Source organism: Haloplanus aerogenes, from assembly GCF_003856835.1.
GTDB classification, from domain to species: domain Archaea; phylum Halobacteriota; class Halobacteria; order Halobacteriales; family Haloferacaceae; genus Haloplanus; species Haloplanus aerogenes.
In genome coordinates, this window is sequence record NZ_CP034145.1 from 1,098,790 (window position 1) to 1,123,874 (window position 25,085).

The 25,085-nt window shown below is 67.2% G+C and carries 25 protein-coding genes; 8 read left to right on the forward strand and 17 right to left on the reverse strand.

All coding sequences use genetic code 11. The annotated features are described in order from the left end of the window. The first annotated feature begins 154 nt into the window (after window positions 1-154). Window positions 155-583, forward strand: a complete 429-nt coding sequence (locus tag DU502_RS05555) for a DUF5796 family protein (RefSeq protein WP_121920968.1) — start codon at window positions 155-157, stop codon at window positions 581-583. Here DU502_RS05555 and DU502_RS18165 read toward each other — a convergent pair whose 3' ends face one another. Both DU502_RS18165 and DU502_RS05560 read right to left on the reverse strand, forming a co-directional pair. Then, a complete protein-coding gene (locus tag DU502_RS18165) occupies window positions 584-724 on the reverse strand; it encodes a DUF7128 family protein (RefSeq protein WP_166033640.1) in 141 nt (46 codons plus the stop codon). A 48-nt stretch (window positions 725-772) separates the two neighbouring features. Then, window positions 773-2,104 (reverse strand): adenylosuccinate synthase, encoded by a 1,332-nt coding sequence (locus DU502_RS05560; protein WP_121920967.1) that lies wholly within the window; start codon window positions 2,102-2,104, stop codon window positions 773-775. Window positions 2,105-2,342: 238 nt separating this feature from the next. Here DU502_RS05560 and DU502_RS05565 point away from each other — a divergent pair, with 238 nt between their 5' ends. Continuing rightward, window positions 2,343-2,648 carry a hypothetical protein gene (locus DU502_RS05565; RefSeq protein ID WP_121920966.1) on the forward strand — a complete coding sequence of 102 codons (306 nt, stop codon included), beginning with the start codon at window positions 2,343-2,345 and terminating at the stop codon, window positions 2,646-2,648. Here DU502_RS05565 and DU502_RS05570 read toward each other — a convergent pair. The 4 genes from DU502_RS05570 to DU502_RS05585 all read right to left on the reverse strand — a co-directional run bounded on the left by DU502_RS05570 (window position 2,645) and on the right by DU502_RS05585 (window position 6,062). Next, complete coding sequence (locus tag DU502_RS05570; RefSeq protein WP_121920965.1) at window positions 2,645-4,522, reverse strand: DUF7527 domain-containing protein; 1,878 nt, start codon at window positions 4,520-4,522, stop codon at window positions 2,645-2,647. The genes DU502_RS05565 and DU502_RS05570 overlap by 4 nt on opposite strands. A 43-nt stretch (window positions 4,523-4,565) precedes the next feature. Then, window positions 4,566-4,787 carry a CDGSH iron-sulfur domain-containing protein gene (locus DU502_RS05575; protein WP_121920964.1) on the reverse strand — a complete coding sequence of 74 codons (222 nt, stop codon included), beginning with the start codon at window positions 4,785-4,787 and terminating at the stop codon, window positions 4,566-4,568. A gap of 50 nt (window positions 4,788-4,837) precedes the next feature. Then, window positions 4,838-5,071, reverse strand: coding sequence for a DUF7385 family protein (locus DU502_RS05580; RefSeq protein WP_199722726.1), 234 nt, complete (start codon window positions 5,069-5,071; stop codon window positions 4,838-4,840). A 139-nt stretch (window positions 5,072-5,210) separates the two neighbouring features. Next, window positions 5,211-6,062: a cytochrome c oxidase subunit 3 gene (locus DU502_RS05585; RefSeq protein ID WP_121920962.1), complete on the reverse strand. Its 852-nt coding sequence runs from the start codon at window positions 6,060-6,062 to the stop codon at window positions 5,211-5,213. Between the two features lie 103 nt (window positions 6,063-6,165). On the opposite strand from DU502_RS05585, the gene DU502_RS05590 reads away from it, so the two are divergent. Next, window positions 6,166-7,560, forward strand: coding sequence for a hypothetical protein (locus tag DU502_RS05590; protein ID WP_199722725.1), 1,395 nt, complete (start codon window positions 6,166-6,168; stop codon window positions 7,558-7,560). After that, complete coding sequence (locus tag DU502_RS05595; protein ID WP_199722724.1) at window positions 7,557-7,844, forward strand: DNA-binding protein; 288 nt, start codon at window positions 7,557-7,559, stop codon at window positions 7,842-7,844. Before DU502_RS05590 ends, DU502_RS05595 begins: the two co-directional genes overlap by 4 nt. Window positions 7,845-7,872: 28 nt before the next feature. Here DU502_RS05595 and DU502_RS05600 read toward each other — a convergent pair whose 3' ends face one another. After that, on the reverse strand, window positions 7,873-8,946 hold the full coding sequence (locus DU502_RS05600) for a phytoene/squalene synthase family protein (protein ID WP_121920960.1): 1,074 nt from the start codon (window positions 8,944-8,946) through the stop codon (window positions 7,873-7,875). Window positions 8,947-9,060: 114 nt separating this feature from the next. On the opposite strand from DU502_RS05600, the gene DU502_RS05605 reads away from it, so the two are divergent. After that, window positions 9,061-10,353, forward strand: coding sequence for an LEA type 2 family protein (locus tag DU502_RS05605; RefSeq protein WP_121921025.1), 1,293 nt, complete (start codon window positions 9,061-9,063; stop codon window positions 10,351-10,353). 23 nt (window positions 10,354-10,376) lie between these two features. Here the strand turns inward: DU502_RS05605 and DU502_RS05610 are convergent, their stop codons facing one another. The 7 genes from DU502_RS05610 to DU502_RS05640 all read right to left on the reverse strand — a co-directional run bounded on the left by DU502_RS05610 (window position 10,377) and on the right by DU502_RS05640 (window position 16,130). Then, window positions 10,377-11,408 (reverse strand): phosphate signaling complex PhoU family protein, encoded by a 1,032-nt coding sequence (locus DU502_RS05610; protein WP_121920959.1) that lies wholly within the window; start codon window positions 11,406-11,408, stop codon window positions 10,377-10,379. 80 nt (window positions 11,409-11,488) lie between these two features. Beyond that, on the reverse strand, window positions 11,489-12,547 hold the full coding sequence (locus tag DU502_RS05615; protein WP_121920958.1) for an ATP-NAD kinase family protein: 1,059 nt from the start codon (window positions 12,545-12,547) through the stop codon (window positions 11,489-11,491). A gap of 194 nt (window positions 12,548-12,741) precedes the next feature. Continuing rightward, window positions 12,742-13,422, reverse strand: coding sequence for a competence/damage-inducible protein A (locus DU502_RS05620; protein WP_121920957.1), 681 nt, complete (start codon window positions 13,420-13,422; stop codon window positions 12,742-12,744). A 54-nt stretch (window positions 13,423-13,476) separates the two neighbouring features. Next, window positions 13,477-14,265 (reverse strand): DUF5803 family protein, encoded by a 789-nt coding sequence (locus DU502_RS05625; protein ID WP_121920956.1) that lies wholly within the window; start codon window positions 14,263-14,265, stop codon window positions 13,477-13,479. A gap of 3 nt (window positions 14,266-14,268) precedes the next feature. Further along, window positions 14,269-14,937, reverse strand: coding sequence for a DUF2110 family protein (locus DU502_RS05630; protein WP_121920955.1), 669 nt, complete (start codon window positions 14,935-14,937; stop codon window positions 14,269-14,271). Beyond that, entirely contained in the window at window positions 14,937-15,461 is a 525-nt protein-coding gene (locus DU502_RS05635; protein WP_121920954.1) for a transcription factor, read from the reverse strand. The genes DU502_RS05630 and DU502_RS05635 overlap by 1 nt, the downstream gene beginning before the upstream one ends. A 60-nt stretch (window positions 15,462-15,521) precedes the next feature. Beyond that, a complete protein-coding gene (locus DU502_RS05640; RefSeq protein ID WP_121920953.1) occupies window positions 15,522-16,130 on the reverse strand; it encodes an NfeD family protein in 609 nt (202 codons plus the stop codon). 178 nt (window positions 16,131-16,308) lie between these two features. On the opposite strand from DU502_RS05640, the gene DU502_RS05645 reads away from it, so the two are divergent. Both DU502_RS05645 and DU502_RS05650 read left to right on the forward strand, forming a co-directional pair. Continuing rightward, window positions 16,309-16,743, forward strand: a complete 435-nt coding sequence (locus DU502_RS05645) for a DUF4112 domain-containing protein (RefSeq protein ID WP_121920952.1) — start codon at window positions 16,309-16,311, stop codon at window positions 16,741-16,743. 343 nt (window positions 16,744-17,086) lie between these two features. Next, on the forward strand, window positions 17,087-18,262 hold the full coding sequence (locus DU502_RS05650; RefSeq protein WP_121920951.1) for a mandelate racemase family protein: 1,176 nt from the start codon (window positions 17,087-17,089) through the stop codon (window positions 18,260-18,262). Between the two features lie 166 nt (window positions 18,263-18,428). Here the strand turns inward: DU502_RS05650 and mtnA are convergent, their stop codons facing one another. Next, window positions 18,429-19,496, reverse strand: a complete 1,068-nt coding sequence (gene mtnA / locus DU502_RS05655; protein WP_121920950.1) for an S-methyl-5-thioribose-1-phosphate isomerase — start codon at window positions 19,494-19,496, stop codon at window positions 18,429-18,431. Between the two features lie 49 nt (window positions 19,497-19,545). After that, a complete protein-coding gene (locus tag DU502_RS05660) occupies window positions 19,546-20,178 on the reverse strand; it encodes a class II aldolase/adducin family protein (protein WP_121921024.1) in 633 nt (210 codons plus the stop codon). A 122-nt stretch (window positions 20,179-20,300) separates the two neighbouring features. Between DU502_RS05660 and DU502_RS05665 the strand changes: the two genes are divergently transcribed. After that, window positions 20,301-22,934, forward strand: a complete 2,634-nt coding sequence (locus tag DU502_RS05665; RefSeq protein WP_121920949.1) for a PAS domain S-box protein — start codon at window positions 20,301-20,303, stop codon at window positions 22,932-22,934. 9 nt (window positions 22,935-22,943) lie between these two features. Here DU502_RS05665 and DU502_RS05670 read toward each other — a convergent pair whose 3' ends face one another. Then, window positions 22,944-25,070, reverse strand: a complete 2,127-nt coding sequence (locus DU502_RS05670; RefSeq protein ID WP_121920948.1) for a PAS domain S-box protein — start codon at window positions 25,068-25,070, stop codon at window positions 22,944-22,946. Window positions 25,071-25,085: the final 15 nt, after the last annotated feature.

A 25,085-nucleotide genomic window follows, 5' to 3' on the forward strand; every position in this document is an offset into this window, starting at 1 on the left:
GAGATACGCGATACCGGTGGCGGCGGCGGTGCGCCAGGCGGGATGTGAGACGGACACGCTGGATGGAAAGCACGACGCCCATATAATGGTATCCAAACGCGCCGCGACCGACGCGTGACGCGACGTTTTTGCCGCGGCGGCCGATACTATCGGTATGAGCATTCGCAGCGACGTGGCGCCGAGTACGCTCCCGGTCGAGTTGCTGGAGGAGGGCGTGCAGGTCGAGTATCTGGACGGGCGGACGACGCTGTATCGGGGCGTCCCCCAGAAAGCCGAGGAGACGCTCACCACCGCGCCGGGCAAGGAGGTCCACGTCCTCGTGACCAACCCCGAGGGGACCGAAGGCGTGATGATGTACGTCAACGACCGCAAGACCCACGACGACATTCTGGAGTCGACCGGCGTGGGGCGAATCGTTCTCGACGGTGGCGAGGCCGAGGAGATTTTCCCGGGCGTCACCGTCGCCACGCCGGACGGGATGCGGTGTCGGATTCAGGCCGACCTCGATGTCGCACGCGGCCGCGTGTTCGTCTTCGTCGAAGACGACTGGGGCGAACAGTCCTACGAACTGGTCGAGAAGTAGCTACTGCAGATACGACGGATCGGCGCTGTCGTCGTCGCAGTTGTCCTCGTGTTGTTTGGCGTCCTCTTTGGAATCGAAGAGCATTCCACAGATCTCACACTCGTACCACGTCATGCCGTCCCGCTCGGTCGTGGTCACCATGCGTGTACGTGGACGAGCGGGGGCTAAAACCGTTGCCCCGATGACGAGTTATCCGTTCTGCTCGAACGGATCGACGAGTTCGATCGTCTCGGCGCGGTCGGGACCGACGCCGACGGCGTAGATGGGGGCGCCAACCTCGTCGCTCAGGTAGTCGAGATACGTGCGCGCGGCGTCGGGCAGGGCGTCGTACCCCTCGTCGGCGACGCCCGCCCAGTCGACTTCCGGCCACGGTTCGAACTCCTTCAGGATCGGCTCGCAGTCCGCCCAGCGCTCGGTCGTCGCGGGCATCGTCTCCAGACGCTCGCCGTCGAGGTCGTAGGCGTCGCCGACCTTCACCTCGTCCAGTCCCGCGAGCACGTCGAGGTGGTTGACGGCGATGCCGGTGAAGCCGCTCGCCCGGGCCGCGTGGCGGAGCATCGGTACGTCGAGCCATCCGATCCGCCGGGGGCGGCCGGTGACGGTCCCGAACTCGCCGCCCTTCTCGCGGATGTAGTCGGCCAGATCCTCGTCCTCGCCGTCGAGTTCGGTCGGAAGCGGGCCGGTGCCGACACGGGAGAGGTAGGCCTTCACGATGCCGACCACCTCACCCTGTCCGATCACCGTCGGGCCGACGCCCGTCCCCGTCGACGCGCCGCCGGCGGTGGGGTTGGAGGAGGTGACGTAGGGGTAGATGCCGTGGTCGATGTCGATGGAGGTACCCTGCGCCCCCTCGAACAGCAGGTTCGCGCCGTCGTCGAGTTCGTTTCCGAGGAAGTCGCCCGCGTTGACGGTCATGCCTTCCTCGTCGAGCCGGCGACCGACGGCCGCGAACTCCTCGTGGAGGGCGTCGATGTCGAACTCCTCACCGGTCTCCATGCCGAACACGTCTTCGACCACCGCGCGCTTCTGCGGGACGACGTACTCCAGTCGGTCCCGGAGCACGTCGGGGTCGAGCAGGTCGCCGACACGAATCCCGCGGCGGCCGACCTTGTCCTCGTAGGTCGGGCCGATACCGCGGCCCGTCGTGCCGGCTTCCAGATCGTCGTCGCTCTTGGCTTCCTCCTCGATGCCGTCGAGGACGCGGTGGTACGGCATGATCACGTGCGCGCGTCGTGCGACGCGCACGTCGGGGTCGAGTCCCCGCTCGCGGAGCGTGTCGAGTTCGTCGAACAGCGTTCGCGGGTTGACCACACAGCCGTTGCCGAGTATGCCCACCTTGTCGCGGATGGCGCCACTCGGCACCAAGGAGAGCTTGTACTCCTCGCCGCCCTCGACGACGGTGTGGCCGGCGTTGTCCCCGCCCTGGTACCGGACCACGATGTCGGCGTTCCCACCCCACAGGTCGACGAGGGCCCCTTTGCCCTCGTCGCCGAGCTGGGATCCGACGATGGTGACAGTCATATCCGACCGGGGATTTCATCCCACTCGCTAAACCGATTACGATACGTTCACGACGATCGCGACTGCACACGACCGGCAAGAGCATCGATAGACTGCGGCGTCGACGGGAGCACACACTGCCGATTCCGCCGCGACCCGAAGCGTTAACTACTCTCACTCCGGACCAGTAAGTGATCGTTTTCGGCCGCCGGGCCTCACAGCAACTTTTAAAACCTGCAACGACAAGTTAACAAGTGTCATGATAGACAGGCTCGAGAAAGAAGTCGATATGCTCGAACGTCATCTTCAGGTGCTGAAGATGGTCATCGGGAACGAACCCATCGGCATCGTGAAGATGTCCAACGAGACGGGATACCCGCATCACAAGGTCCGCTACTCGCTTCGCGTCCTCGAGGAGGAGAACCTCATCGAACCGTCGAGTCAAGGGGCCATCACCACCGAAGACACGGCCGACTTCGTCGACGAACTCGACGACAAAATCGACGCCATCGTCGAGAAACTCGACTCGATGAAGATCGAAGAGACGGCCGAAATCCAGAGCTAGAGATCCGGGACGGTCAAGGAGAAGTCCCCGTCTCGTGCCTCGACCAGACAGAGATGGAACCCGGACTTACGTGAGAGTTTCACGTAGCTCTTCCGCGAACTCCGACTGAACAGGCCGCCCCGGGTGGCGTCGACTGCGACTTCCATCGCGTCGGCGTCGAAGAAACTCGTCGTCACGACGAACGCGGCGGCAAAGGAGGGCACCGCCTCACTCACCGACTGCGCCCCGTCGAGCAGCGATCGGATCGTCTCCGCGTGGGTCGGATCGCGCGAGTTATCGAACGACGCTGCGAACAGCGGATTCCCCATCTTGTCTCGAAACACCACATCGAACGTCACCGTGGTCGCCTCCGTCTCGCCCTGACCGTCTTCGACGGTCACGTCGATCTCGCCATCGAGGTCGATCCGGTCGACCTCCTCGATGGCGTCGTACAGTTTCGACAGGTCCGCGCGGGTGTCGGTCCGCCGGATATCGTATGTCACCGAGGTCAACAGCCACAGCGCGAACTGGTGTTCCGTCGTGTCCCGGAGGAACGACTCGAACGGCCGGCCGTCGACCTGTACCCCCTCGCTCTCGAATCCGGTGTGGTAGTCGAGACGGAGGTTCTTGCGGAGGTCCTCCTCCGAGATGCGTCCCTCGGCGGCGCGTTCGAGCGTGCCGTCCGCCTTGTTCTCGTAGCGGACGAACAGGTTCGTCCCCGCGAGTGCCTCGTCGGTATCGAGCGTCGATGTGGGCGTGGCGTCCGCGTCGGCTTCGAGCCGTTCGATCTCGTCTTCCAGCGTCTCGACCCGCTCGCGGAGGCGGTCGACCTCCTCGCGGTAGTCGTCGCGTTCGGCCGCGATCCGGTCGCGCTCTGCCTCTAGCTCCGCTTTCGCGGTCCGAACGTCGTCGAGTTCCTGCCGGAGGCGGTCGAGTTCGTCGCTGTCGATGTCGGTCGCCGTCTCCGTCTCCGTCTCCGAGTCGCCAGCGGTCTCGGCGGCCGGCGACGTGTCGTCGGTGTCGGCATCCTCGGTAGCGACATCGTCGCTGTCGGCTTCCGGTTCGGTCGACGCGCCATCGGACGACTCGTCCTCGTCGGTCGCGTCGACCGTCACGTCCGTATCGCTCGACGACGACGGCTGCTCGGTGGCTCCCGTCATGTCCAGTTCGCTGAACTCGGCGTCCGGCGTCGCCGTGTCCGACCCGTCGCCGGCCGCCTCGACGCCGTCGTTCGCGGCGTCCGATTTCGGGGTCGATGTCTCCTCCGAAGTCGACGTGTCGTCGGTCTCGGTTCCGGCGTCGGATGCGACAGCGACGGCGGTGTCGCTGTCGTCCGGTTCGGGCGCCGAGTCCGGCCGTTCCGGCAACTCCACCACCTCGATATCGGCGTCGACGACGGAGTAGATGCCCACCTCGTCGGCGGCGCGTTCGAACGCCTCGTCGCCGGAGAGCAGGCGGCGGTTGTTCCCCACGAACGCCACGGGGAGCGACCGGCCACCGTAGTAGACGACGTAGTAGTCGCCCGAGAGCACGTTCTCGGAGAGTTCGACGTAGCCGACGAAGTTGCCCGACGAGAGGGTGTCGTCGATCTCGGCGAGCGGGGTGTCGTTCGAGTAGTACTGCCCCCGCACCTCGCCCCCGCGGGCCTGCATGGCGTAGAGGAGCGGCAGCGACAGGTCGGGTGCCGTGTGAGCGGTCAGCGAGGCGTCCTCGAAGTCGTCGATGTCGCCGTCGAAGATCCCGACGAAGCGACCGTTGAGGACGAACGCCCACGCCGTCCCGTCGGTGACGGCGCCCGAAAACGACTCGTCGGCCAGCTCGTACAGCCCACTGACGCCATCCGAGACGGGGCGGGTTCCCCACTCGGTCACCGCGTCGAGAATCTCGCCGTCCATTTGTGTAGGATTGGACGAAAGCGAGCCAAATACTTTCCGGCGGCTACTCCTCGAATTGGATCGAGATCCGCCGACGCTCCCCGTCGACGTACTTGTACCGTTCGTCGGGAGCCTCGTCCTCGGCCTGCTGGTGGGAGCCGTCACAGAACGGGTAGGACTCGCTCAGCCCGCACAGACAGATCGCCACGTCGCCTTTCTCGTCGTCGATGTCCTCGGGGGTGATGATCTTCGGCCCGGTCGCAGTGTGTGTGACCTCGCGTGCCATACCGTCCGGTCGACGGCCGATCCCTTACGTGCTGGGAAACGGAGGGTTGCCTAGTGCTTGTGCGTGAAGAGCAGCGGGCTCCCTTCGTGGACGGTGACGCAGATGTCGAGCGGTTCGATCTGTTCGAGGCTGGTCTCCTGATTTTTACACGCCACGAGGTCGTCGAACGGCTTCTCACACACTGGGCACGCGACCGAGACGGTGTTCTGGTAGAGTTTGATCTCGTCGTTTTCCTCACGGGGCGTAAGCGACGACACGAGTTGCTCGAAGTCCTCCATACGCACGACTGTCGCGTGAGACCACATAAATTTACGGCGGCAGGGGCTGCCGGATCGACCGTCTGCTCGTACGGTCGGCTGTACGTCGATAGGGAGGTTCGCCACCCGAGGTGGCGAAATCGTGAAACAGGAACAGCCGACGGCGTCAGGCGCCGAGTTGCGCCCCGGCGTACAGCACCACGACGAGGAAGATCCAGACGGCGTCGACGAAGTGCCAGTACATCGAGACGGTGCTCACGGAGACGTGCCGCTCGGCGGAGTACTGTCCCGCGAGCGCACGGATCGTGACGATGGCGAGGAGCGCACCGCCGAGCGAGACGTGGAGGCCGTGGAGACCGGTCAGACCGTAGAAGGCCGAGCCGAACAGCCCCGAGGTGACCGTGAATTCGGAGTGAACGATGAACTCGTAGTACTCGTACACCTGCCCGCCGATGAACACCACGCCGAGGACGAGCGTGGCCAGCAGACCGAGGACGAACTTCCGGCGGTCGTTGTTCCGGATGGCGACGTGTGCCCAGTGGAGCGTCACACTCGACGCCACCAGGATCGCGGTGTTGATGAGGACGAGCGAGCCCAGCAGGTGCGGGAGTTCACCCGGCGGCCACGTGCCCGCGCGGATGAAGAAGTAGTACGTGAAGCCCGCACCGAAGGTGGCGAGTTCGGAGCCGAGGAAGGCGATCATCCCCCAGCGGAGCGCCTTCGCGCTCGTCTCGTTGCTGCCGCGCGACCAGAACTCGGAGACGAACGCGTGGTACAGCCAGCCGTACAGGCCGAGGAGGAACGTGCCGACGCTCGCCGCTCCGAGCATGGGGGCGAACATCGGGCTGATCGTCGAATCCGGCCCGCCTGCGACGATGTACAGGGCGGCCGCGAGATAGAGGCCACCTGCGCCCAGTGCCGTGATGAACGGCCACCAACTCGCCTCGCCGAACCCTCGCGGCCAGTCTTCGACGGCCGGAAGGTGATGTCCGTGATCGTCACCGTGATCCGTACTCATACCCCCCCGTTGCGATTCAACTACCAAAAATCCTCCCAACTGTCGCGGCGAGTCGGTTCCGGAAGCTACTCTACGGGGACTCCCCAACGGCGGCACGAACACGATGGTCTCGGTATCGCCGCGCCCTCGTCACGTGGGCCGGACCGTTCTCACGCTCTCCCTCGCGCTCGCGACGTGGGTCGGCATCGCCGCCGCGCACACCGGCGGGCTCAGCGGTGCGACGCGGGACCCCCTCGCGATTCCGACGTGGCTGTTCTTGCTCACCGGCGGCGGCGTCGTCGGCGTCTCCTTCCTCCTCGCCAGTTTCGTCACCGACCGCCGCCTCGTCGCCGCCGTTCACGACTGGGGGCGTCACCTCCCAGCCCCCGGTCGCACCCTCCGCATCCTCGCCCGCGTCGGCGCGGTGACCCTCCTCGCCGTCACCGTCGCTGTCGGCTACCTCGGCCCCGCGACGGGCGTCCGAAACGTCGCCGTCCTCGTCGTCTGGGTGGCCTGGTGGGGCGGCTACGTCGCCTCGACGTACCTGTTCGGGAACACGTGGCCGACGCTCAGCCCCTTCCGCGCCGTCGCCGAACCCCTCCCGTCGCTCGACTACCCCTATCCCGACCGCCTCGGCGCGTGGCCGAGCGTCGCCGGCCTCCTCCTGCTCGTCTGGATCGAAGTCGTCACGCCACTCGCGGACGACCCGCGACTGCTCGCCACCGTGCTCGTGGCCTACACCGTCGTCACGCTCGCCGGCGCCGTCGCCGTCGGCGTCGACGACTGGTTCGACAACGTCGATCCCCTCGCCCGCGCGTTCCAACTGTACGGCCGCCTCGCCCCTGTCGGCGTCGACGACGGTCGTCTCCGCCTGCGCCTGCCGGGCGGCGCCCTCCCGGACACCGCCCTTCGCGGGCGTGACGACGTGGCCTTCGTCGTCACGCTGCTCTTCGTCACCACGTACGACGGCTTCGTCGCCACCGGGCCGTCGGCGAGCGGCGTCCGCGCCGTCGCCGACATCGGCGTCCCGCCGCTCGTCGTCTACCTCGGTGCCTACCTCGGCGGCGCCGCGCTGTTCTATCTTGCCTACCGCGCCGCGTCGCGCGTCGGCCGCCGCCGAGCGGAGACGTACCTCACGACCGACTACCTCGCCCGCCGGTTCGCCCCCGCGCTCCTCCCCATCGCTGCCGGCTACCACCTCGCGCACAACCTCGGCTCGGTGCTCGTCCTCTCACCCACGCTGGCGGCCGTCGGTGCCGCGCCGCTGTCGCCGCCGGCGTCGCCGCCCCAACTCGCCGGGCTGCCGTCGTGGTTCGGCGGCCTCGAACTCGCCTTCGTCCTCCTCGGCCACCTGCTCGCCGTCTGGGTGGCCCACGCCACCGCCTACGACTGCTTTCCCTCCCGCTTGCAGGCCGTGCGGAGCCAGTACGGCGTCACCGCCGTCATGGTCGGCTACACCATGCTCAGCCTCTGGATCGTCGCGGAACCGTACGTCGCACCACCCTTTATCGCGTCATGACAGACTCCAGCCCCACACCCGACCCGACCGCCGACGCGCACGTGCCGCCGGACGCGACTGCGCACGTCTGTGATCGGTGTGGCCGGCCGTTCGTCCACGAGACGCAACTGGCGCTCCACCGCGGACTCGATCACGCGGCCGACCTCACTGCCGAGGAACGCGAGGCCTACGAAGACGCCCACGACAAGGAAGTGGCCGACCTCCGGCGCTTCAGACTGCTGGCGCTCGCGGCGCTCGTGATCCTCTACTTCGGCTTTCTGATGACGTACGCGGTAGTGACCTAGAAGGGTGACCGCCGGGACATGGTCCGTCTCAGTCCGCGGAGCCGCTCGCTCGATGGAAGGGCTGGCCGGCGATATCCTCCCGGAGGTCGGCCAGCGAGTCGGACGAGGTGCCCGTCATCTCGGTGACGACGGCGAACACCTCCTGTCTCGAGATTTTGACGCCGGTGTCGGAGAGGGCGTCCTCGGGGCGCGCGAGCAGTTCGCGGAGCGTCCCGACCGCGAGCAGGAAGGGGATGGCCCACGCCGCGACGGTGTTGCCGTCGGTCGTCGGCACCGTCTCCAGATACGTCTGGGCGTCGTCGAGAAAGGACCGGGCGTGGCGGGCGGTGCGCCGGACGACGTTCGCCGCCCCCGACTCGTGTTCGGGGTCGACCACCGCGTCCTGCGGGACGCCCTCGGCGGCCAGCCACTCCGCCGGCAGGTAGACGTTGTCCTCCTCGGTGTAGTCGTCGTAGACGTCCTTGGCGACGTTGACGAGCTGGAGCAAGAGGCCGAACTCCTCGGCGGTGTCGTAGAGGCGGGCGCGGCGGCCCTCGCTGAGGTCGCCACGCGCCAGCAGGTTGGTGACCAGGTTGCCGACGGTGCCGGCGGCGTAGTAACAGTACTCCTCCAGTTCCTCGCGGGACTGGATGCGGAGCCCCCCCTCGTCGGCGTAGCGCTCGACGAACATCGCCATCCCCTGCACGAGTTCGCGGGCGGGCGGTGTGACCGCCTCGCGCACGTCCTCGGGGAGCGCCCGGAAGGTTCGGACGATCCGTGGGGTGCTGGCGACGACCTCCCAGTCCTCGGTCCGGTCCTCGGGGGCGGGAAGCCACTCGTCGACCGCCGCCCGGAAGTCCTCGGTGTCGGTGTCGTCGTCGGGATCGAGCATTCGGTCGTACTTGCGGAGGAGGCGGGCCTGTTCCGTCGGCGGGATGTGGTCCGCGTCCTCGACGGTATCGGGCACGCGACAGAGGAGGTAGCCGATACAGATGTACGACGCCATCGGTTCGTCGAGCACGTCGACGGTCAACGCAAACGTTCGGGAGACACCCTGCACCGCCTCGTGACACCATTCGAGGTCGGCCCGGTCACCGGGAGGTCTAGCTGCGTGTCGAGACATTCGGAGCGGTTGCGGGTTACGACCGAGGGGTTAAAAAGTCTCGTGGGCGATTCTGGCGGGAATCGGCGTCGGAAAGCCACAAATCGTATGACCCCCGCCGACAGTCGGATTCGTATGCTGTCTCGGCTTCGTAGGCTCCTGTCGACGACTCAACGGCTCGTTACGCTGGCCGTCGTCGCCGTGATCGTCACGGCGGCTATCGCCTTTTTCTTCCTCAGTCAACCCACCGTCGCCGGTATCGACAACCGGTTCGGCGACGTGAACGAGACGACGACCGAAATCGAGAGCGATCTGCAGGTGCGGAATCCGAACCCCATCGGCGCCAACCTCGGCGGTCTCACCGTCGACTACGCTATCGACATGAACGGCATCCGGATGGCAACGGGCACCAAGGAGGGCGTCTCCATCGAACAGGGACGGTCGACCGTCCCGATGACGACTACGCTCGCGAACGAGCGCATTCCGACGTGGTGGGTGAGTCACATCCGCAACGGCGAGCGGACGACGCTGGCAGTCAACGCCGACGTCCACTCCTCGACGCTCGGCGCCTCCTTCGGCGCGCCGAAAGTGAGTCGAGACATCGAGACGGACATCATCTCCGCGTTCAACTCCACCGAGGACCGCCCCGTCGGGTCGTCCCCGACCGGCGGCCCGGTTCTCGTCATCCGCGAGACGAGCGCTCAGTGGGGGAACGTGAGCGCCTCGGAGACGAACATCGACATGCGGTTCGTCGTCCACAATCCCAACTCCTACGCGGTGCCGGTCTCGGAACTCAGTTACCGGGCGACGATGAACGGCATCGAGATGGGGAACGGCACCACGGAGGACAAGGGCGTGATCCCACCGGGCGGCACCCGGACCATCGAAGCCACCACGACCCTGAACAACCAGCACATCGACGAGTGGTGGGTGAGTCACCTGCAGAACGACCAGGTGACCGACCTCCGGATCGACTTCGCGGCGCGGGTCGAACTCCCGACGGGAACGATGGAGATTCCGCTCGACGCACTGACCTACTCCCGGACTATCGAGACGGATATCTTCGACAACAAGGCGGACGACGGATCGAGCGGTGCGGGAAGCGAGAGCGGAACCACGACCCCGACGGGGACGCCCACCCCGACGCCGAGCGACGACGGCCTCCTCGACGGCGAATCGACACTGACGGAAACGCCCAGTGACGACGGTGGGACGGCGACGCCCACCCCGACGCCGAGCGACGACGGCCTCCTCGACGGCAACGGGACCGCGACGGCGACGCCGAGCGACGAGGACACTGCGACACCGACGACCACACCCACCGACGACGATGGGACGGCGACGCCGACACCGACGACCACTGACGACGGCGGCCTCCTCGCTATCGGGATGCGGGGCGGGATGGTGCCGGTCGAACCGATACGATAGCTGGAAAAACGAGATCGAGGCCGTTACTCGATCGTGACGTGTTCCGACTCCTCGTTGAGCGCGAGGTTCGCCGCGATTTCGGCGTTGCGCATGGCGTACTGCGCGGTCTGCTGGAGGCTGACCAGCACTTCACGCGTGCGGAGGAGTTCGACTTTCGGCATGTCCGGGAGGCTCCGAATCAGTTCCATCTCGCGGTCGGTGATCTCCTCGTACATCCGCCCGACGGCGATGGCCTTGTCGTAGTCGCGTTCGACGACGGCCTCGACGGCGGTGGCCGTAATCTCGTCGACCTGATCGGTGAACTCGCGGATGCGCCGCATCGTCGACCCGTCGACGTCGAGGGTGTTGTCCTTCGCGTCGAGGGCGATGTTCCCGATGTCCTCGGCGTTGTCGGCGGTCAGTTCGAGATTCTTCGCGACCGAGCGGTAGCCGATGAGCGGGAACCCGGATTCGAGGCCGACGGCCCGCGCGAGGTTCGGGTTCTGGTAGGCCATGAAGATGAGGCGAAGCAGGAGGACGAAGATCTTGTTCGCCTGTCGCTCGCGGTTCAGCGCGCGTTCGGCCAGATCGGGGTTGCCGTGGGCGATGGCCTTGATCGACTCGCCACGCATCGTACTCCCCGTGTTTTCGAGGCGTTCGAGGAGGTTGTCGAGCGTGAAGTCCTCGGGGTCGACCGAACACCGAATGGCGATGCGCTCTGGCGTCTCCTCGATCACGCCCAGCCCCATCAACTGCGTCTCCGCCCGGTAGACGGCGTTGATGTGTTCGCTGTCGAGCGCTCCCTCCGACTTCTGGATGTGAATCACGCGCCGCCCGAGGACGTACTGGGCGACGATGGCGCGTTCGAGCGCCCGGGAATCGAGATTGTCGGCGTGGATGGTCGCCGTCGACCCCTCCGTACTCGCGGACTCCGGGAGGACGGTCAGCGTCCCCTTGCCGCCCATCCGAAGCGACACCTCGTCCCCCTTCTCGACGTTGTGCTCCTTGGTCCACTCGGCTGGAAGCGTCATCGCCAGCGTCGAAGGACCCAGCCGTTGCACTTTACGTGTTTCCATACCACAGGTATCTATCCCAGAGACCTTAATCTTCACTACTCACCATTATACCTCATGAAAGATATTGATGTGAGGCGGTTTTACTCGATTTCCATCAGTCGCGACTCGAAGCGGCCGACGCGCACGCGCGTCCAGCCCCGCAGGTCGGCGTCGAGATTCGGATCGTCGGTGTCGACCCGGAGCGTGCCGATGTCGTCGAGTTTCGCCCGCGACGCCACCACCTCGATATCACACTGCCGGATCACGGCCGGCGAGAGCTGGGGGTTCCCTCGGCCGAAGATGAACCCCTGCCCGCCGATGGGCGAGACGACGATCACGTTGCGGTCGCCGAGGGCGTCGAGAATCTCGGCTTCGCTCGCGTCACGGGCGAGCACCTCGCCGTCGCGCCACACGTCGACGCCGAGCGGCGAGCCCTCGAACCCCAGCGCTTCCTTGATCGCCCCGACCGTACTCCCCGGGCCGAGGACGTAGGTCACGCCGGGGTCGACCTCCTCGGCGAACCCCTCGGCCACCGCCTCGACGTTCCCGCTTCCCGTCTGCTTCGACGACTGCAAGTCCTCGCCGACGGGGACCCGCGCGACCGCCCGGAGTTCGGGATTCACCGATCCCTCGCGGTACTCGTCCTCGTCGATATCCATCACCTCCCGCAGTTCGGTCCGTTCGAACGAGGCGAGTACGTCCGCGACGTCCTCCGGCGAGACGGCGAAGACCGAGGAGTACACTTTCACGCCGCCGGGAATCCCCAGCATCGGGGTGTCGGTGCCTTCCAGCACTTCGGCCACGTCCGCGGCCGTGCCGTCGCCGCCGACGAACGAGACCACGTCGACGCCGGCGTCGAGGAAGGCGTCGACGGCCGCGCGGGTGTCCTCGGCCGTCGTCTCCTCCCCTGCCGGTTCGCCGAGCACTTCGGGATCGAACCCCGCCTCTCGGGCGAGGTCCGCGCCCATCGGCGCCCCCCACGTCACCAGCGTCACGTCCGGCACCCGCTCGGCGATGGCGTCGAGGGCGCGGCGGGCGCGGTCGGGTGATCGCGGCGTAGCGCCGCGGGCGCGTGCCTCCTCGACCTTGCCGTCGGTGCCTTTCAGGCCGACGCGTCCGCCCATGCCCGCGATGGGGTTGACCACGAACCCGAGTCGCATGGTCGACCCTACGGGGGCGGGGTGAAAAGCACCGCGGCTGCGGTCACGACGGGCAGAATTAAGCGAGTGCCGCGATTACTCCCGGCTATGCTCCCGCTTCAGACCGGGGAACCGCTCCCCATCGCGGCGACCGGTGCGGTCGTGTTGCTCGTCAGCCTCCTCGTCACCGTCCTCTGGCTCCTGTATCTCGGCCGTTAATCGACCCGCTCCCGAAGCCACGCGGCCGCCGCGGCTGCCGTCTCCGCGTCCGCCGCGATCACTTTCAACCGCACGTCCTCGCCCGGATAGCTCCCGATAGTCACCTCGAACTCCTCGCGGACGGCCGCGATCCGGTCGATCAGCGCGCTCTCGGGTTCGCTCGTCCGCACCTCCTCGACGTGGGTCGGGTCGCCCTCGAACTCCTCGATCACCGTCTCGAACATCGCCTTCATCTCGTCGGGAACGCCGGGGAGGACGTAGACGCCGTCGACGACCGCGCCCGGCGCGACGCCCTCCGGGTTGGAGAGCATCCGCGCCCCCGCCGGAAGGTGGGTCGTCCCCTCCGTGAGGTCGGAAGCCGAGTAGTCGCCGTGGTCCGCGATCCACGCTTCCGCGTCCTCGTTGGGGACGACCTCGCGTCCGAACGCGGCCGCGACGCCGTCCATCGTCACGTCGTCGTGGGTCGGTCCCACGCCCCCGGTGACGATCACCGCGTCGTACTCCGCGCGGTACTCGTTGACCACGCGGGCGATGTCGGCGATCCGGTCGGGGACGGTCGTGACCCGTTCGACCGACACGCCGCGCTCGTCGAGGCGGTCACACAACCACGTCGCGTTCGTGTTGACCGTATCCCCGGACAGCAGTTCGTCGCCGACGGTGACGACCGCGATTCGCATGGGTCGGGGTAGGCGGGCGGAACTGAAAAGGGTCGTGACCGACGGCGACGACGGCTACCCCATCCCCGGCGGCGGGTCGTCGCTGAACTCGTCGTCCTCCGTGTCCACGTCGAGGCCGAGTTCCTCGCGTTGCTCGCGGAGTTCGTCGATCCGGCGCTTGTAGTAGAAGACGCCGCCGACGCCCACCACCGCCAGCACCGCCGCCGCCCCGCCGAAGATCAGCAGGTCACGCTGGAGGTAGAACTGCACCGAGACGGCGTCCGTCTCGACGCTGTCCCAGCGGATGATCCGCTGGTCACCGTCCTCGACTACGTCGTAGCCGCCGGGGTGGACCTTCCCGAACGGGAACACCGAGACCCGACGGTTCGGTGGCAACACGACCGCGTACGAGCCGTTGACGAACGTCGGGAGGCTGAACCGCTTGGGCGTACTGGAGGAGGTAAAGGCGAGTTTGCCGCCCTCGGCACCGGACGGGAGCGTGACCGACACGCGCGAACGCGAGCGGTCGATGGCGCCGCCGCGTGCCCGGAGTTCCGTCCCCGTGATGACCGTCCCGTTGGGGTAGCGGTAGCGGACGGACGAGACGGGAATGGAGTTGCGTCCGCCGAAGCCGTCACGACGGAACAGCTCGATGGAGGACCGGTTGAGCCGGTAGACTGCTTGGAAGCGGGCGTTCTCCGTGATCGTGATGTGGGCGTTCACGTCGCTGTCCCAGACGTACGGCGACGGGGGCGCCTCGTCGAGCCGGTCGTCCGAGATGGGCTGGGAGCCGAAAAATCCCATACAGCCGGACGTGACGACGAGGACGAGGAGCGCGAGGGGAAGTGCGTACCGGCGATTCATCGCTCAGGGAATGACACATTTGAGCTCCGCGGGCAAGTACTCCCCGACGCTGGCGAGCAAGCCCGGCGGATCGGTTCCCTCCGTACAGACGACGCTCTGTTCGAGCAAGCCGAGGCGTTCGACGGTGACGATGTCGCGGGCGTGGCCCGCCCGGTTGATGGTCGCCCGCACTTCACCCCGCGTCGCGCTGTTGACGTTCAGCCGACCGTTGTCGCTGCGCGTCCACTCGAAGAGCCGGTCGCGTTCCGCGTCGGCCAGTCGTGGCGGGTCGCCGGCGACGAACCGAAGCGGGATGTGCTGGACGAGGCCGAACCGGTCGCGGATCTGCGACGGTGACCCCGGACCGAGGCCGAGCTGGTCGGCCGGAATCCGCACTCGCTCGCCGGCATCGAGGACGAACCCGTCCTCGTCCCACGATTCGAGCGTGCCGACGTAGACATCGCCGTCCTCGAAGCCCGTGCCGATCTCTCCCCACTCCTCGCGGAGGACGTTGCGGGCGGCCACCTCGTCCTCGCCGGTGATCGTCACCGAAACGAAGTCGTCGTGGCGGACGCCGACCTCCCAGTCCACGTCGAGGTCACCGATGGCGTTGTCGACGAGTGCGTCCATTCCGTCGAGTGCGCGTTCCCGGGCCGACCCCTCCACGTAACACTTGGTTGCGAGAACGACCATCAGCGGGTGATGTCCACGTTGAGTTCGTTCCGGAGTTCCTCGATACGGCGCTCGGTCGCCCGAACGAGGTCGTCGTTCTCCATCGGTTCGAGCGGCGCGCCCGTCTCCGGGCACTGGAAGTCGAACTCCATCGCTTCGCTGAACTCGAAGCGGATGCCCGCGGGTTCCGAGAGGTAGAACTCGTGGGTCCGCTCGTACTCCAGTCGCTCCTCGAGCGCGTCGAGCAGGCGGTACATCTCCTCTTCCAGATTCTCCGGAATGTTCTCGTACTCGAACGTCCAGAGATACGTGAGCCACCCGGAGTCCTCGTCGCGGACGCGGCGGTAGCTAGCGAGGTCGTTCTCGTAGAGGATGAAGAGGGCTCGGCGCACGTCGTTGAGTTCGAGCTCCAGTTCCTCGGCGAGTTCCTCGTCCGTCACCTCCCCGTCCGGCGGCGCGGCCGCGACCGGCATCCCCGTCGGTCCGACGAGTTCGTGGAGGTACTTCTGGATCACCGGATCGCTCAGCAGCTCCTCAAAAGCCATTGTGGTCCGTTCGGAGCGGTGGCGATTTAAACGCCACGGTGACGCGGCACGCTCGCCCCGTCAGGCCCGCTCCGGTTCGTCTTCGGTGGCCGCGTCGGCGTCGGCCGACTCCTCGGCCTCCGCTTCCATCCGCGCCCGTCCTCGCGCCAGTTCGGCGTCGATGTCGTCTTCCAACTCCTCCATCGGCGTGACCGTGAGGACGTTACCGCCGCCGGGGTCGACCACCAGCACCTCGGCCCCGACCGGAATCTCGCCGTCGATGGAGCGGGCCGCGTAGTTGGGGTTGAAGCCGCCGCGATCGAGTTTGACCGCCCCCGACTGGGGCGTGACGCGTTCGGTCACGCGCCCGGTCCGTCCCCGGAGCGAGTCCGAGTCGGTCGTCTGCCCGGCGCCCGCGTCGCCGTAGAGGTCGAACCGGCGGTAGCCGACGAGCGCGAGGCCACCGAAGACGAGGACGAGCACCGCGAGGACGAGCGGCCCGGCCAGCGGGCCGAGGAGGAGCCCCACGATGCCGGCCGCCAGCAACGCGACACCGAGAACCGCGAAGTGGGCACCCGGCGCCATCGCCTCGGCGATGGAGAGCCCGAGGCCAGCGACGATCAGCAGGAGTGGAAGCGTCTCCGGCCCGAGTTCGAACCCTAACTGGAGGACGCCCGTCGATACGACCATATCCCGACGTTTGGGCCGCGGGCGTTTATACTGTCGGCCCGGAGCGACGAGTAGTGTTCGGATAAGTCAGCAAAACTGTGAGCACCTCGAAAGCCCCGCTTCGTGTTCTGTGCGACGGACGACCGATCGGTGATCACCGGGCCACGAGGGTTATCCGTCTCGACCCCCACACACGCCCATGAGCGACGATCTGGCGTCCGCGTTCGACGTAGCGATCGACGACCTGCCCGACTCCGTCGACCGAGCGGCCGTCAAGCGCATGCAGTTCGTGGCGCACGTCCTCGACGAGAGTGTCCGGATTCCGGGGACGGACTTCCGGATCGGTCTCGACCCGCTGCTCGGTCTCTTGCCCGGGTCGGGTGACGTGATGAGCGGTGCCCTCTCGCTGTACATCGTCGTCGAATCGGCGCGCCTCGGCGTCTCCTACGCGACGCTGCTCGAAATGCTCGCCTACGTCGGCGTCGACGTGGCCGCCGGATCGATCCCCGTCGTGGGCGACCTCTTCGACGCTGCGTGGAAGGCCAACATGCGCAACGTCTCCCTCGCGCTCGACGAGTTGAGCGGCGAGGACGCCGACCCGTCGGCGGAAGCCGTCGAAATCGAGATCGAATAAGTCGACTGCTCGGTGCGCCGCACCGCCGACGAAGACGCCGCCCAGTACGACGAGACGCCTGCCCACATCGTGCTCCGATCGACCGCCGAGACGGATCTGGCCGTCTGCCCCACGTTACGTCGGTCGTCAGCGTTTCTCGACCGCTCGCTTCTCCCAGTCCGTCTCGAAGAGGTTGATCGTGTAACCGTCTGTTCAGTAGGCGTGTGCCTCGATAACGTCGTGGTTGAGTTCGATGCCGACGCCCGCCGGGGGGCGTCACGGACGCCGACCCGATACGGGTGTGGCTCGTGGTCGCGTCCGTCCCGGCAGCATACTTATCATCTGCTGTCCGGACTCTGCGCGTATGGCGTTGACTATCACGAGCATCGAAAGTCGCGAGTTCGAGTACCCTCTCGAGGACGTGGGTACTGACGAGCACGGATTCAATCTCGTCTACGAGCCGGGCGAGACGACCCACCGAAAGCTGTTCGGCCTGCGGATCCACACGGACGAGGGCATCACCGGCGAGTACGTCGGCGGGAACTCCCCGGGCGCCGCCCAGATCAACATCATCGCGCCGTATCTCGTCGGGAAGAATCCGCTCGAACGCGAGAAACACTGGTCGGAGATCAAACGCTCCCTCCGGAAATACGACCGGATGGGGATGGGCCCCATCGACATCGCGCTCTGGGATCTGGCTGGAAAACACTACGGCGCACCGATCCACGAACTGCTCGGCACCTACCGGGACCGCATTCCGGCCTACGCGTCGACGTACCACGGCGACGAGGCGGGCGGGCTGGACTCACCAGAGGCGTTCGCGGACTTCGCCGAGGAGTGTCGCGACGCCGGCTTCGGCGGCTTCAAGATCCACGGGTGGGGTGGCGGCGACGACACCCGTGACCTGCGCCGCGAAATCGAGGCCGTCCACGCCGTCGGTGACCGCGTCGGGTCGGAGATGGATCTCATGCACGATCCGGCGTGCGAACTGGAGACGTTCGCGGACGCGCTGAAACTCGGGCGCGCCCTCGACGAGGAGGGCTTTTTCTGGTACGAGGACCCCTTCCGTGACGGCGGCATCTCACAGCACGCCCACCGAAAACTCCGGGAGAAACTCGACACACCGATCCTCCAGACCGAACACGTCCGGGGATTGGAGATAAAGTCCGACTTCGCCGCCGGTGACGCGACCGATTTCCTGCGGGCGGACCCCGAGTACGACGCGGGCATCACGGGCGCGATGAAAGTGGCCCGGATGGCGGAGGCGTTCGGGCTCGACGTCGAGTTCCACGCCCCCGGGCCGGCACAGCGCCACTGCATCGCGGCCACCCGGAACACCAACTACTACGAACTCGCGCTGGTCCACCCCGTGTGTCAGAACACGCAACCCCCCATCTACGAGGGAAGCTACTCCGACATGATGGATGCCGTCGACGCGGACGGAACGGTCTCCGTCCCCGACGGGCCGGGGCTGGGCGTCGAGTACGACTGGGACTACATCGAGGCGAACGCGACGGGGTCGCGTCACGTCTACGACTAAGCGGGGATGGCGAGGCGTAGCGATACCCGACAGGCGACGAATGAGACGTTCGGGTCGTGCGGGAGCCGACACCAAGACGCCGACCGTCGCGGTCACCTGCGCCGAGTGGGTGGGCCGGACTCGTGTCGCCGGAACCAATCCCACAGTCGTGGACGCGGGCGTCCGCTCAGACCGTCGCCGGTTCGTCTGCCATCTCGAAGGCCACCCGATCCAGCGGCGGTTCGTACACGCCCGTCTCGGTGACGAGGTAGTCGACGAGTTCCATCGGCGTCGCGTCGAAGGCGGGGTTGTACACGTCGGTGTCCTCGGGCGCGTTCTGGACGCCGTAGATCTCCCGGAGTTCGTCGGGATCGCGCTGCTCGATCTCCACCTCGTCGGCGCTTCGCTCGGTATCGATCGTCGCGTGCGGCGCGGCGACGACGAACGGCACGTCGTGGCGGTCGGCGATGACCGCGTGGTTGTACGTGCCGATCTTGTTGAAGACGACGCCCTGATCGCCGAACGCCTCGCCGCCGTCGAGGACGATCCGATCGGCGCCGACGACGACGGCGTCGACGCGGCCTTCCTGCATACACAGTCCGCTCGCGCTGTCGGGGATGAGCGTCGTCTCGACGCCGTGTTCCAGAAGTTCGGTGGTCGTGATGCGCGCCCCCTGATTCAGCGGCCGTGTCTCGTTGGCGATGACTCGTACGTCCTTCCCCGCCTCCTGTGCGGAGTAGATCACGCCGAGTGCCGTCCCCCAGTCGACGGTCGCGAGAGCGCCCGCGTTGCAGTGGGTCATCACCGTGTCGCCGTCCGCGAGGAGGTCGGCGCCGTGTTCGCCGAGCCGTTTGTTTCGTGCCACGTCCGCGTCGGCGATCTCCTCGGCGCGAGCGAGCGTTCGCTCCCGCGCCTCGGGGATCGACGAACAGGCGTCGAGTTCGGCCAGCACCGTCTCGACCTCGCTGGAGAGGTTCACGGCCGTCGGGCGAGCGGTGGCGATGGCGTCGGCGTCGGCCCTGACCGCCTCGACGAACGCGTCGAACGCGTCCGCGTCGTTGCGCCGCGCTGCCAGTGCCACGCCGTAGGCGCCGGCCGCGCCGAGGGCCGGTGCGCCGCGAACCCGTAATAGCTGGATGCTCTCGATCAGGTCGGCCACCGTCTCGGCGTGGTAGGTCGTATACTCCGCGGGGAGTTTGGTCTGGTCGACCATTACGATGCAGTCGCGGTCGTCGTCCCACTCGATGGTTCTCATGCGTACTAGTAGCGGGCGACGCACCTTAACGCTCGCTCCGCCTCGACGCTCACTCCCCGTCCGGTCCGTAGTCGGCCAGTTTCCGCCCCACGCGGTCCAGTTCGGCCTCGGGAAGCGGTTCCGGCGTGCCGATTGCCAGCGCCTGACAGTAGACCTGCGCGACCGATTCGACGGCGACGGCGGTTTCCATCGCGCCGTCGAGGTCGTCACCGATGGCGACGAGGCCGTGATTGGCGAGCAGACACGCCGTCGCGTCGGCGTCGGTCATCGCGGCGACGACGTTCTCACCCAACTGTTCCGTCCCGTACGTCGCGTACGCCGCGACGGGTACCTCTCCGCCAGCCAGCGAGAGCATGTAGTGAACGGGGGGAATCGGTTCTTGGAGGACGGCGAGCGTCGTCGCCCACGGCGAGTGGGCGTGAGCGACGGCGCCGGTGTCGAACGCCTCGTAACACGCCCGGTGGAGGGGGAGTTCGCTGGACGGCGCGTGATCGCCGTGGACCTCCCCGTCCGGGCCGACGACGGGCACGTCCGCGGCGTCGATGCGGTCGTACGGAACCCCGGAGGGCGTGATGGCGACGTGATCACCGCGACGAACGCTGAGGTTGCCGGTGCGGCCGGGCGTCAGCCTCGCGAGCGTCGAAACCGCCGTGGCGACCGTCTGGCGTTCGGCGTCGAGCATGGAGTCCTCATCGGCCGGCAGCGTCATGGGGGTTTGGGTCGGTATCGTTGCCACGAGGCGCAAGCGGCCGCACGGGACGGCTAACCGATGAATTTTCACATCAGTAACACGTGGTGGGGATAATGGGCGATTCCGTGCGCGTCCTTTACGTCGACGATCCGGGGCTCGTTGCGCGAGCGGCGACAGGACTCGGACGTGCGGATGCGCGGCTCACGGTGGAGACGGCGACCAGCGTCGACGAGGCGCTGGGCCGGGTCGACGACGCCGACTGTGTCGTCAGTGCCTACGACTTGTCGGACGGGGACGGGGTGGACTTCCTCGGCGCCGTCCGCGAGCGCGACCCCGACCGGCCTTTTATCCTCTTTACCGACGCGGGGAGCGAAGCCGTGGCGAGCGAGGCCATCTCGGCGGGCGTCACCGACTACGTGCGGAAAGACGCTGTCTCCGACCCGTGGCGACAGTTGGCGGACCGCGTCGTCGACGCCGCCGACCGCTCCCGCGACAGCGTCGACTACCGCGCAATCTTCGAGCACAGTCCGGACGGCATCGTCGTCCAGAACCCCGACGGCTCCTTCGTCGACATGAACGACGCGTACGCGGACCTGTTCGGCTACGACCGCGAGGCGTTTCTCGAGGCCGACTTCGAGGCGGTTCATCCCGACGAACCGCCGTACACGCTGGACCACGCTCGGGAGCAGATTCGAGACGCGCTCGAATCCGGCCCGCGAACGTTCGAGTGGCCGGGCATCACGAGCGACGGTGAGCAGTTCTGGACCGAGGTCCACCTGACGCCGATCCGTCTCGACGGCGCCGACCGGGTGCTCGCGACCGTCCGTGACGTGACGGAGCGCAAGGAGCGAGAACGTGAGCTTCAGCGCGCTGAGCGCCGCTATCGGGCGATTCTCGACGATCCGAACATTCTCGCCGGCCTGCTCGACCCGGACGGGACGGTACTCGACGTCAACGAGACAGCGCTGGCGTACGTCGACGCGCCGCGGGAGGCGGTGATCGGGGTACCGTTCTGGGGGACGCCGTGGTTCGCGCAGGCGGACGCAGCGCGCGCAGGTATCAAAACGCGGATCGACCGGGCCGCCAGCGGCGAGTACGTCGAGTTCGAGGCCGACCTCACGGGCGCCGACGGGACCGTCCACGCCATCGAGGGCGTCTTCCGCCCCGTTGCGTCCGAGGACGAGGTGGTCTCCATCGTCGTCTCCGCGCGCGAGGTGACCGAGCGCAAGGAGCGTGAGCGCGAACTCGAACGGATTCGTGACTTCTTCATGGAGGCCGAACGCCTCGGCAACCTCGGCGCGTGGGAGTACGACGCCGACGACAACGTCGTCTGGACGGAGGGGACCCGGCGGATTCACGGGGTCGACGACGACTTCGAGCCGACGGTTGCGGCGGGCCTCGATTTCATCCATCCCGACGACCGCGACCGCGTGGCCAGCGCCGTCGAAGCGGCGATGGAGATGGGTGAGCCGTACGATATCGAGGCGCGGCTGATCACGGCGAGCGGCGACACGCGCTGGATTCGGGCCCGTGGAGAACCCGTCGATACCGACGGCACCACCGTTCGGGGCTACATTCAGGACATCACGGACCAGAAGGAGCGCGAGCGGCAACTCCGCGAGGCGAAATCGCAACTGGAGGCGGCCATCGAAGCCGGCGCGCTCGGCACATGGGGATGGTCCATCCCCGAAGACCGGGTCGTCGTCGACCGCGCGTTCGCCGAGACGTTCGGCATCGACCCGGACGCGGCGGCCGACGGCGTCCCCATCGATCGATTCCTCTCGGCGATTCACGAGGAGGACCGCGACCGGGTCGAGGACGCCATCGACGCGGCGCTCGACGACTGCGGCGAGTACGCCGAGGAGTTCCGCGTTCGCGACGCCGTCGGCGACTTCCGCTGGGTCGTCGCCCGTGGGAACGTCGAGTGCGACGAGTCCGGGGCGCCAGTGACGTTCCCCGGGACGCTGACCGACATCACCGAGCGCAAGGCGTACGAACAGCGGCTCGAACGCCAGAACGAACGGCTCGAAACGTTCGCCAGCGTCGTCAGCCACGACCTGCGAAATCCGTTGACCGTGGCGCAGGGCCGGCTTCAGCTTGCCCGCTTGGCCTGTACCTGCGACTGCGACGAGTTCGACGCCATCGAGCGGGCCCACGAGCGGATGCGCGCGCTGATCGACGACCTCCTGACGCTGGCCCGGCAGGGCGAGGGTGTCGACGACACCGAGCCGGTCCACCTGTCGTCGGTCGTGGCCTCGTGCTGGCGGACCGTCGACACCACGAACGCCGACCTGATCGTCGACACCGACCTGATCGTCGAGGCCGACCGGAGTCGGCTTCAGCAACTGCTGGAGAATCTGATTCGGAACGCCATCGAACATGGCTCGGCGGGCAGTCGGCTCGGCGCCGACGACGCCGTGGAATACCGCTCCACGGGCAACCGGACGCAGTCCGGTGACGCTGTCGAACACGGGCCGGACGACGACACCGTGACGATCACCATCGGTGACCTGGACGACGGGTTCTACGTCGCGGACGACGGCCCCGGAATCCCCGAGTCTGAGCGCGAGACGGTGTTCGAGGCGGGGCACACGACTCGCGAGGGCGGCACCGGCTTCGGCCTCTCCATCGTCGAACAAATCGCCGACGCCCACGGCTGGTCGGTCGCAGTGACCGCGAGCGACACCGGGGGTGCCCGCTTCGAGATCACCGGGGTCGAGCGCGTCGATCCGGACGCGTCGACCTGAGACGACGACTCACAGCCGCGGCACCCGCACACGGATGACCGTCCCGCTGGGGTCGTTGTCGGCGAATTCGACCGAGCCGCCGGCGATCTGAACGAGCCAGTGTGTCAGCCACAGCCCGAGCCCCTGACTGTGTTCGAGCGGCGTCTCCGCGCCAGTTTCGAGCACGCGCCGCTCCATCGCGGGGAGTCCGGCCCCGTCGTCCGTGACGACGAACTCGAACTCGGCCGCGTCGATCAGGCGCACCTCGACCGTCACCGCCGTATCGCCGTTCGTGTGTTCGACCGCGTTCTCGACGAGTTCGACGAGTGCGTGGTCGATCACGTTCAACACCGCGCCGTCGACGGCCGGATCGACGGTGATCGTCACGCTCGCGTCGTCGAGTCGATCAGTCTCGCGCCGGAGGTTCGCGAGCACTTCCCACACCGGGCGGGGAGTGTACCGCTCCGCGTTCAACAGCGTCTGGAACCGTCGCGCTTTCTCGCTTTCCGCCAGCAACCGGTTGCACCGATCAGTCACCGTCTGGAGGGCGTCCCGGAGTTCGTCGTCGTCGACGCGCTCGGCGACGAAGTCGACGTGGCCCTGCACGACGTTGAGGCCGTTGCGGAGGTTGTGACGGAGCATCCGGTTGAGGACGCCGACCCGCTGTTCGTCGAGCAGTTCATCGGTGATGTCGGTCTGGATTGCCACGTAGCCCGTGATCGAGCCGTCGTCGACGATCGGACCGATGGTCTGGACGGCGGTGTACTTCTCTCCCGACCGGCGCTGGTCGACGATGGTTTCCTCCCAGACCTCGCCGCTCTCGACGGTCTCCCAGAGGTGCTGGTAGTACGCCGCGTCCTGTTCGCCGGAGTTGAGGATGCGGGTCGTCTCCCCGACCGCTTCCGCGCTCGTGTAGCCCGTCAGTTCCTCGAACGACGGGTTGACGTACTCGATCGTGCCGTCGGCATCGGTCATGTACACTGCGGCCCCGGTCTGGTCGATGGCCTGTTCGAGCCTCTGCAGTCGCGCCTCGCGTGCTTTGCGCTCGGTCACGTTCCGCGTGTTGACGAGGATGCCGTCGACCAGCGTCGAGTCGTTCGGGACGCGAGCGACGGACTCGACCCACGTCCACTCCCCGTCCGCGTGGTGAATGCGGTACTCGATCGGACCAGACTCCCGGGCCGACGCGTTCAGCAGTGGCTCGAACGCTTCGGCGACGCGTTCCCGGTCCGCCGGGTGCACTCGGTCGAGCGCCGCCGTCCCCACCAGCGCAGCCGGATCGCCGCCCGTGACCTGCTCGACCGAGGGGCTGATGTACGTGATCGTCCCCTCGTCGTCGACGATGGCGATGGTGTCGAGGGAGTGCTCGATGAGTTCGCGAAACCGCGCCAGATACTCGATCTGTTTCGTGATGTCGGTCAGGATGCCGATCATCCGCCGTCCATCGTCCCCGTCGTCGGTACAGTAGGCCCGTGCGAGCACGTACGCGTACGTGCCGTCTCCGTCCCGGAACCGGTAGACGTCCTCGTACTCGTCGAGGTCGCCGTCGGCGGCCATCGAGAGGTGTGTCGTCACGCGGTCGCGGTCGTCGGGGTGGACGCGCTCGACCCACCAGTCGAACGACGGTTCCACCGCGGCCGGCGCGTAGCCGAACGTGTCGACGAAGCCGTCGCACCGGCGGACTGCGTTCGCGTCGAGATCCCACTCCAGGAAGGCGTCGGCCGACGCGCGGGCGACGAGGTCGTATCGTTCGCGCGCTGCGGCCAGTTCCCGATCCGTCCGACATCGACCGACTGCGGTGGTGATCCGGGTCGCCAGCACGACTGGATCGGCCGCTCGTGGGACGTAGTCCGTGATCCCGGCGGCGAAGGCGTCGTCGGCGTCGATTTCGCCGTCCGTGAGCAGGAGAAACGGGCGGTCGGAGTCGCGGTTCCGGACGGCCGCGAGCAGATCACCCCCTCGTCGGTCGTCGAGGGGAACGCCGCTGACGACGCAGTCGACGGATCGTTCGTCGAGGATGGCCAGCCCCGCGGCCGCGCCGGATGCGGTGAGGACCTCGAATCGCGGGTGCTCGCGTTCGAGCGCTGTGGCCCGCTCGTCCACCCCGTTCCCGTCGACGAGAAGGACGAGTAGTGGCGTTCCGGGCCGTGTCGACATGCTGAGGATACGTGT

Coding starts and splice junctions, on each gene's coding strand:
- DU502_RS05610 (WP_121920959.1), bottom strand. CDS start 11,408: ATGGAAACACGTAAAGTGCAACGGCTGGGTCCTTCGACGCTGGCGATG.
- DU502_RS05640 (WP_121920953.1), bottom strand. CDS start 16,130: ATGGTCGTATCGACGGGCGTCCTCCAGTTAGGGTTCGAACTCGGGCCG.
- DU502_RS05620 (WP_121920957.1), bottom strand. CDS start 13,422: ATGCGAATCGCGGTCGTCACCGTCGGCGACGAACTGCTGTCCGGGGAT.
- DU502_RS05600 (WP_121920960.1), bottom strand. CDS start 8,946: ATGTCTCGACACGCAGCTAGACCTCCCGGTGACCGGGCCGACCTCGAA.
- DU502_RS05555 (WP_121920968.1), top strand. CDS start 155: ATGAGCATTCGCAGCGACGTGGCGCCGAGTACGCTCCCGGTCGAGTTG.
- DU502_RS05665 (WP_121920949.1), top strand. CDS start 20,301: ATGGGCGATTCCGTGCGCGTCCTTTACGTCGACGATCCGGGGCTCGTT.
- DU502_RS18165 (WP_166033640.1), bottom strand. CDS start 724: ATGGTGACCACGACCGAGCGGGACGGCATGACGTGGTACGAGTGTGAG.
- mtnA (WP_121920950.1), bottom strand. CDS start 19,496: ATGAGAACCATCGAGTGGGACGACGACCGCGACTGCATCGTAATGGTC.
- DU502_RS05570 (WP_121920965.1), bottom strand. CDS start 4,522: ATGGACGGCGAGATTCTCGACGCGGTGACCGAGTGGGGAACCCGCCCC.
- DU502_RS05650 (WP_121920951.1), top strand. CDS start 17,087: ATGGCGTTGACTATCACGAGCATCGAAAGTCGCGAGTTCGAGTACCCT.
- DU502_RS05590 (WP_199722725.1), top strand. CDS start 6,166: ATGGTCTCGGTATCGCCGCGCCCTCGTCACGTGGGCCGGACCGTTCTC.
- DU502_RS05625 (WP_121920956.1), bottom strand. CDS start 14,265: ATGAATCGCCGGTACGCACTTCCCCTCGCGCTCCTCGTCCTCGTCGTC.
- DU502_RS05645 (WP_121920952.1), top strand. CDS start 16,309: ATGAGCGACGATCTGGCGTCCGCGTTCGACGTAGCGATCGACGACCTG.
- DU502_RS05635 (WP_121920954.1), bottom strand. CDS start 15,461: ATGGCTTTTGAGGAGCTGCTGAGCGATCCGGTGATCCAGAAGTACCTC.
- DU502_RS05565 (WP_121920966.1), top strand. CDS start 2,343: ATGATAGACAGGCTCGAGAAAGAAGTCGATATGCTCGAACGTCATCTT.
- DU502_RS05605 (WP_121921025.1), top strand. CDS start 9,061: ATGCTGTCTCGGCTTCGTAGGCTCCTGTCGACGACTCAACGGCTCGTT.
- DU502_RS05585 (WP_121920962.1), bottom strand. CDS start 6,062: ATGAGTACGGATCACGGTGACGATCACGGACATCACCTTCCGGCCGTC.
- DU502_RS05660 (WP_121921024.1), bottom strand. CDS start 20,178: ATGCTCGACGCCGAACGCCAGACGGTCGCCACGGCGGTTTCGACGCTC.
- DU502_RS05560 (WP_121920967.1), bottom strand. CDS start 2,104: ATGACTGTCACCATCGTCGGATCCCAGCTCGGCGACGAGGGCAAAGGG.
- DU502_RS05575 (WP_121920964.1), bottom strand. CDS start 4,787: ATGGCACGCGAGGTCACACACACTGCGACCGGGCCGAAGATCATCACC.
- DU502_RS05615 (WP_121920958.1), bottom strand. CDS start 12,547: ATGCGACTCGGGTTCGTGGTCAACCCCATCGCGGGCATGGGCGGACGC.
- DU502_RS05595 (WP_199722724.1), top strand. CDS start 7,557: ATGACAGACTCCAGCCCCACACCCGACCCGACCGCCGACGCGCACGTG.
- DU502_RS05670 (WP_121920948.1), bottom strand. CDS start 25,070: ATGTCGACACGGCCCGGAACGCCACTACTCGTCCTTCTCGTCGACGGG.
- DU502_RS05630 (WP_121920955.1), bottom strand. CDS start 14,937: ATGGTCGTTCTCGCAACCAAGTGTTACGTGGAGGGGTCGGCCCGGGAA.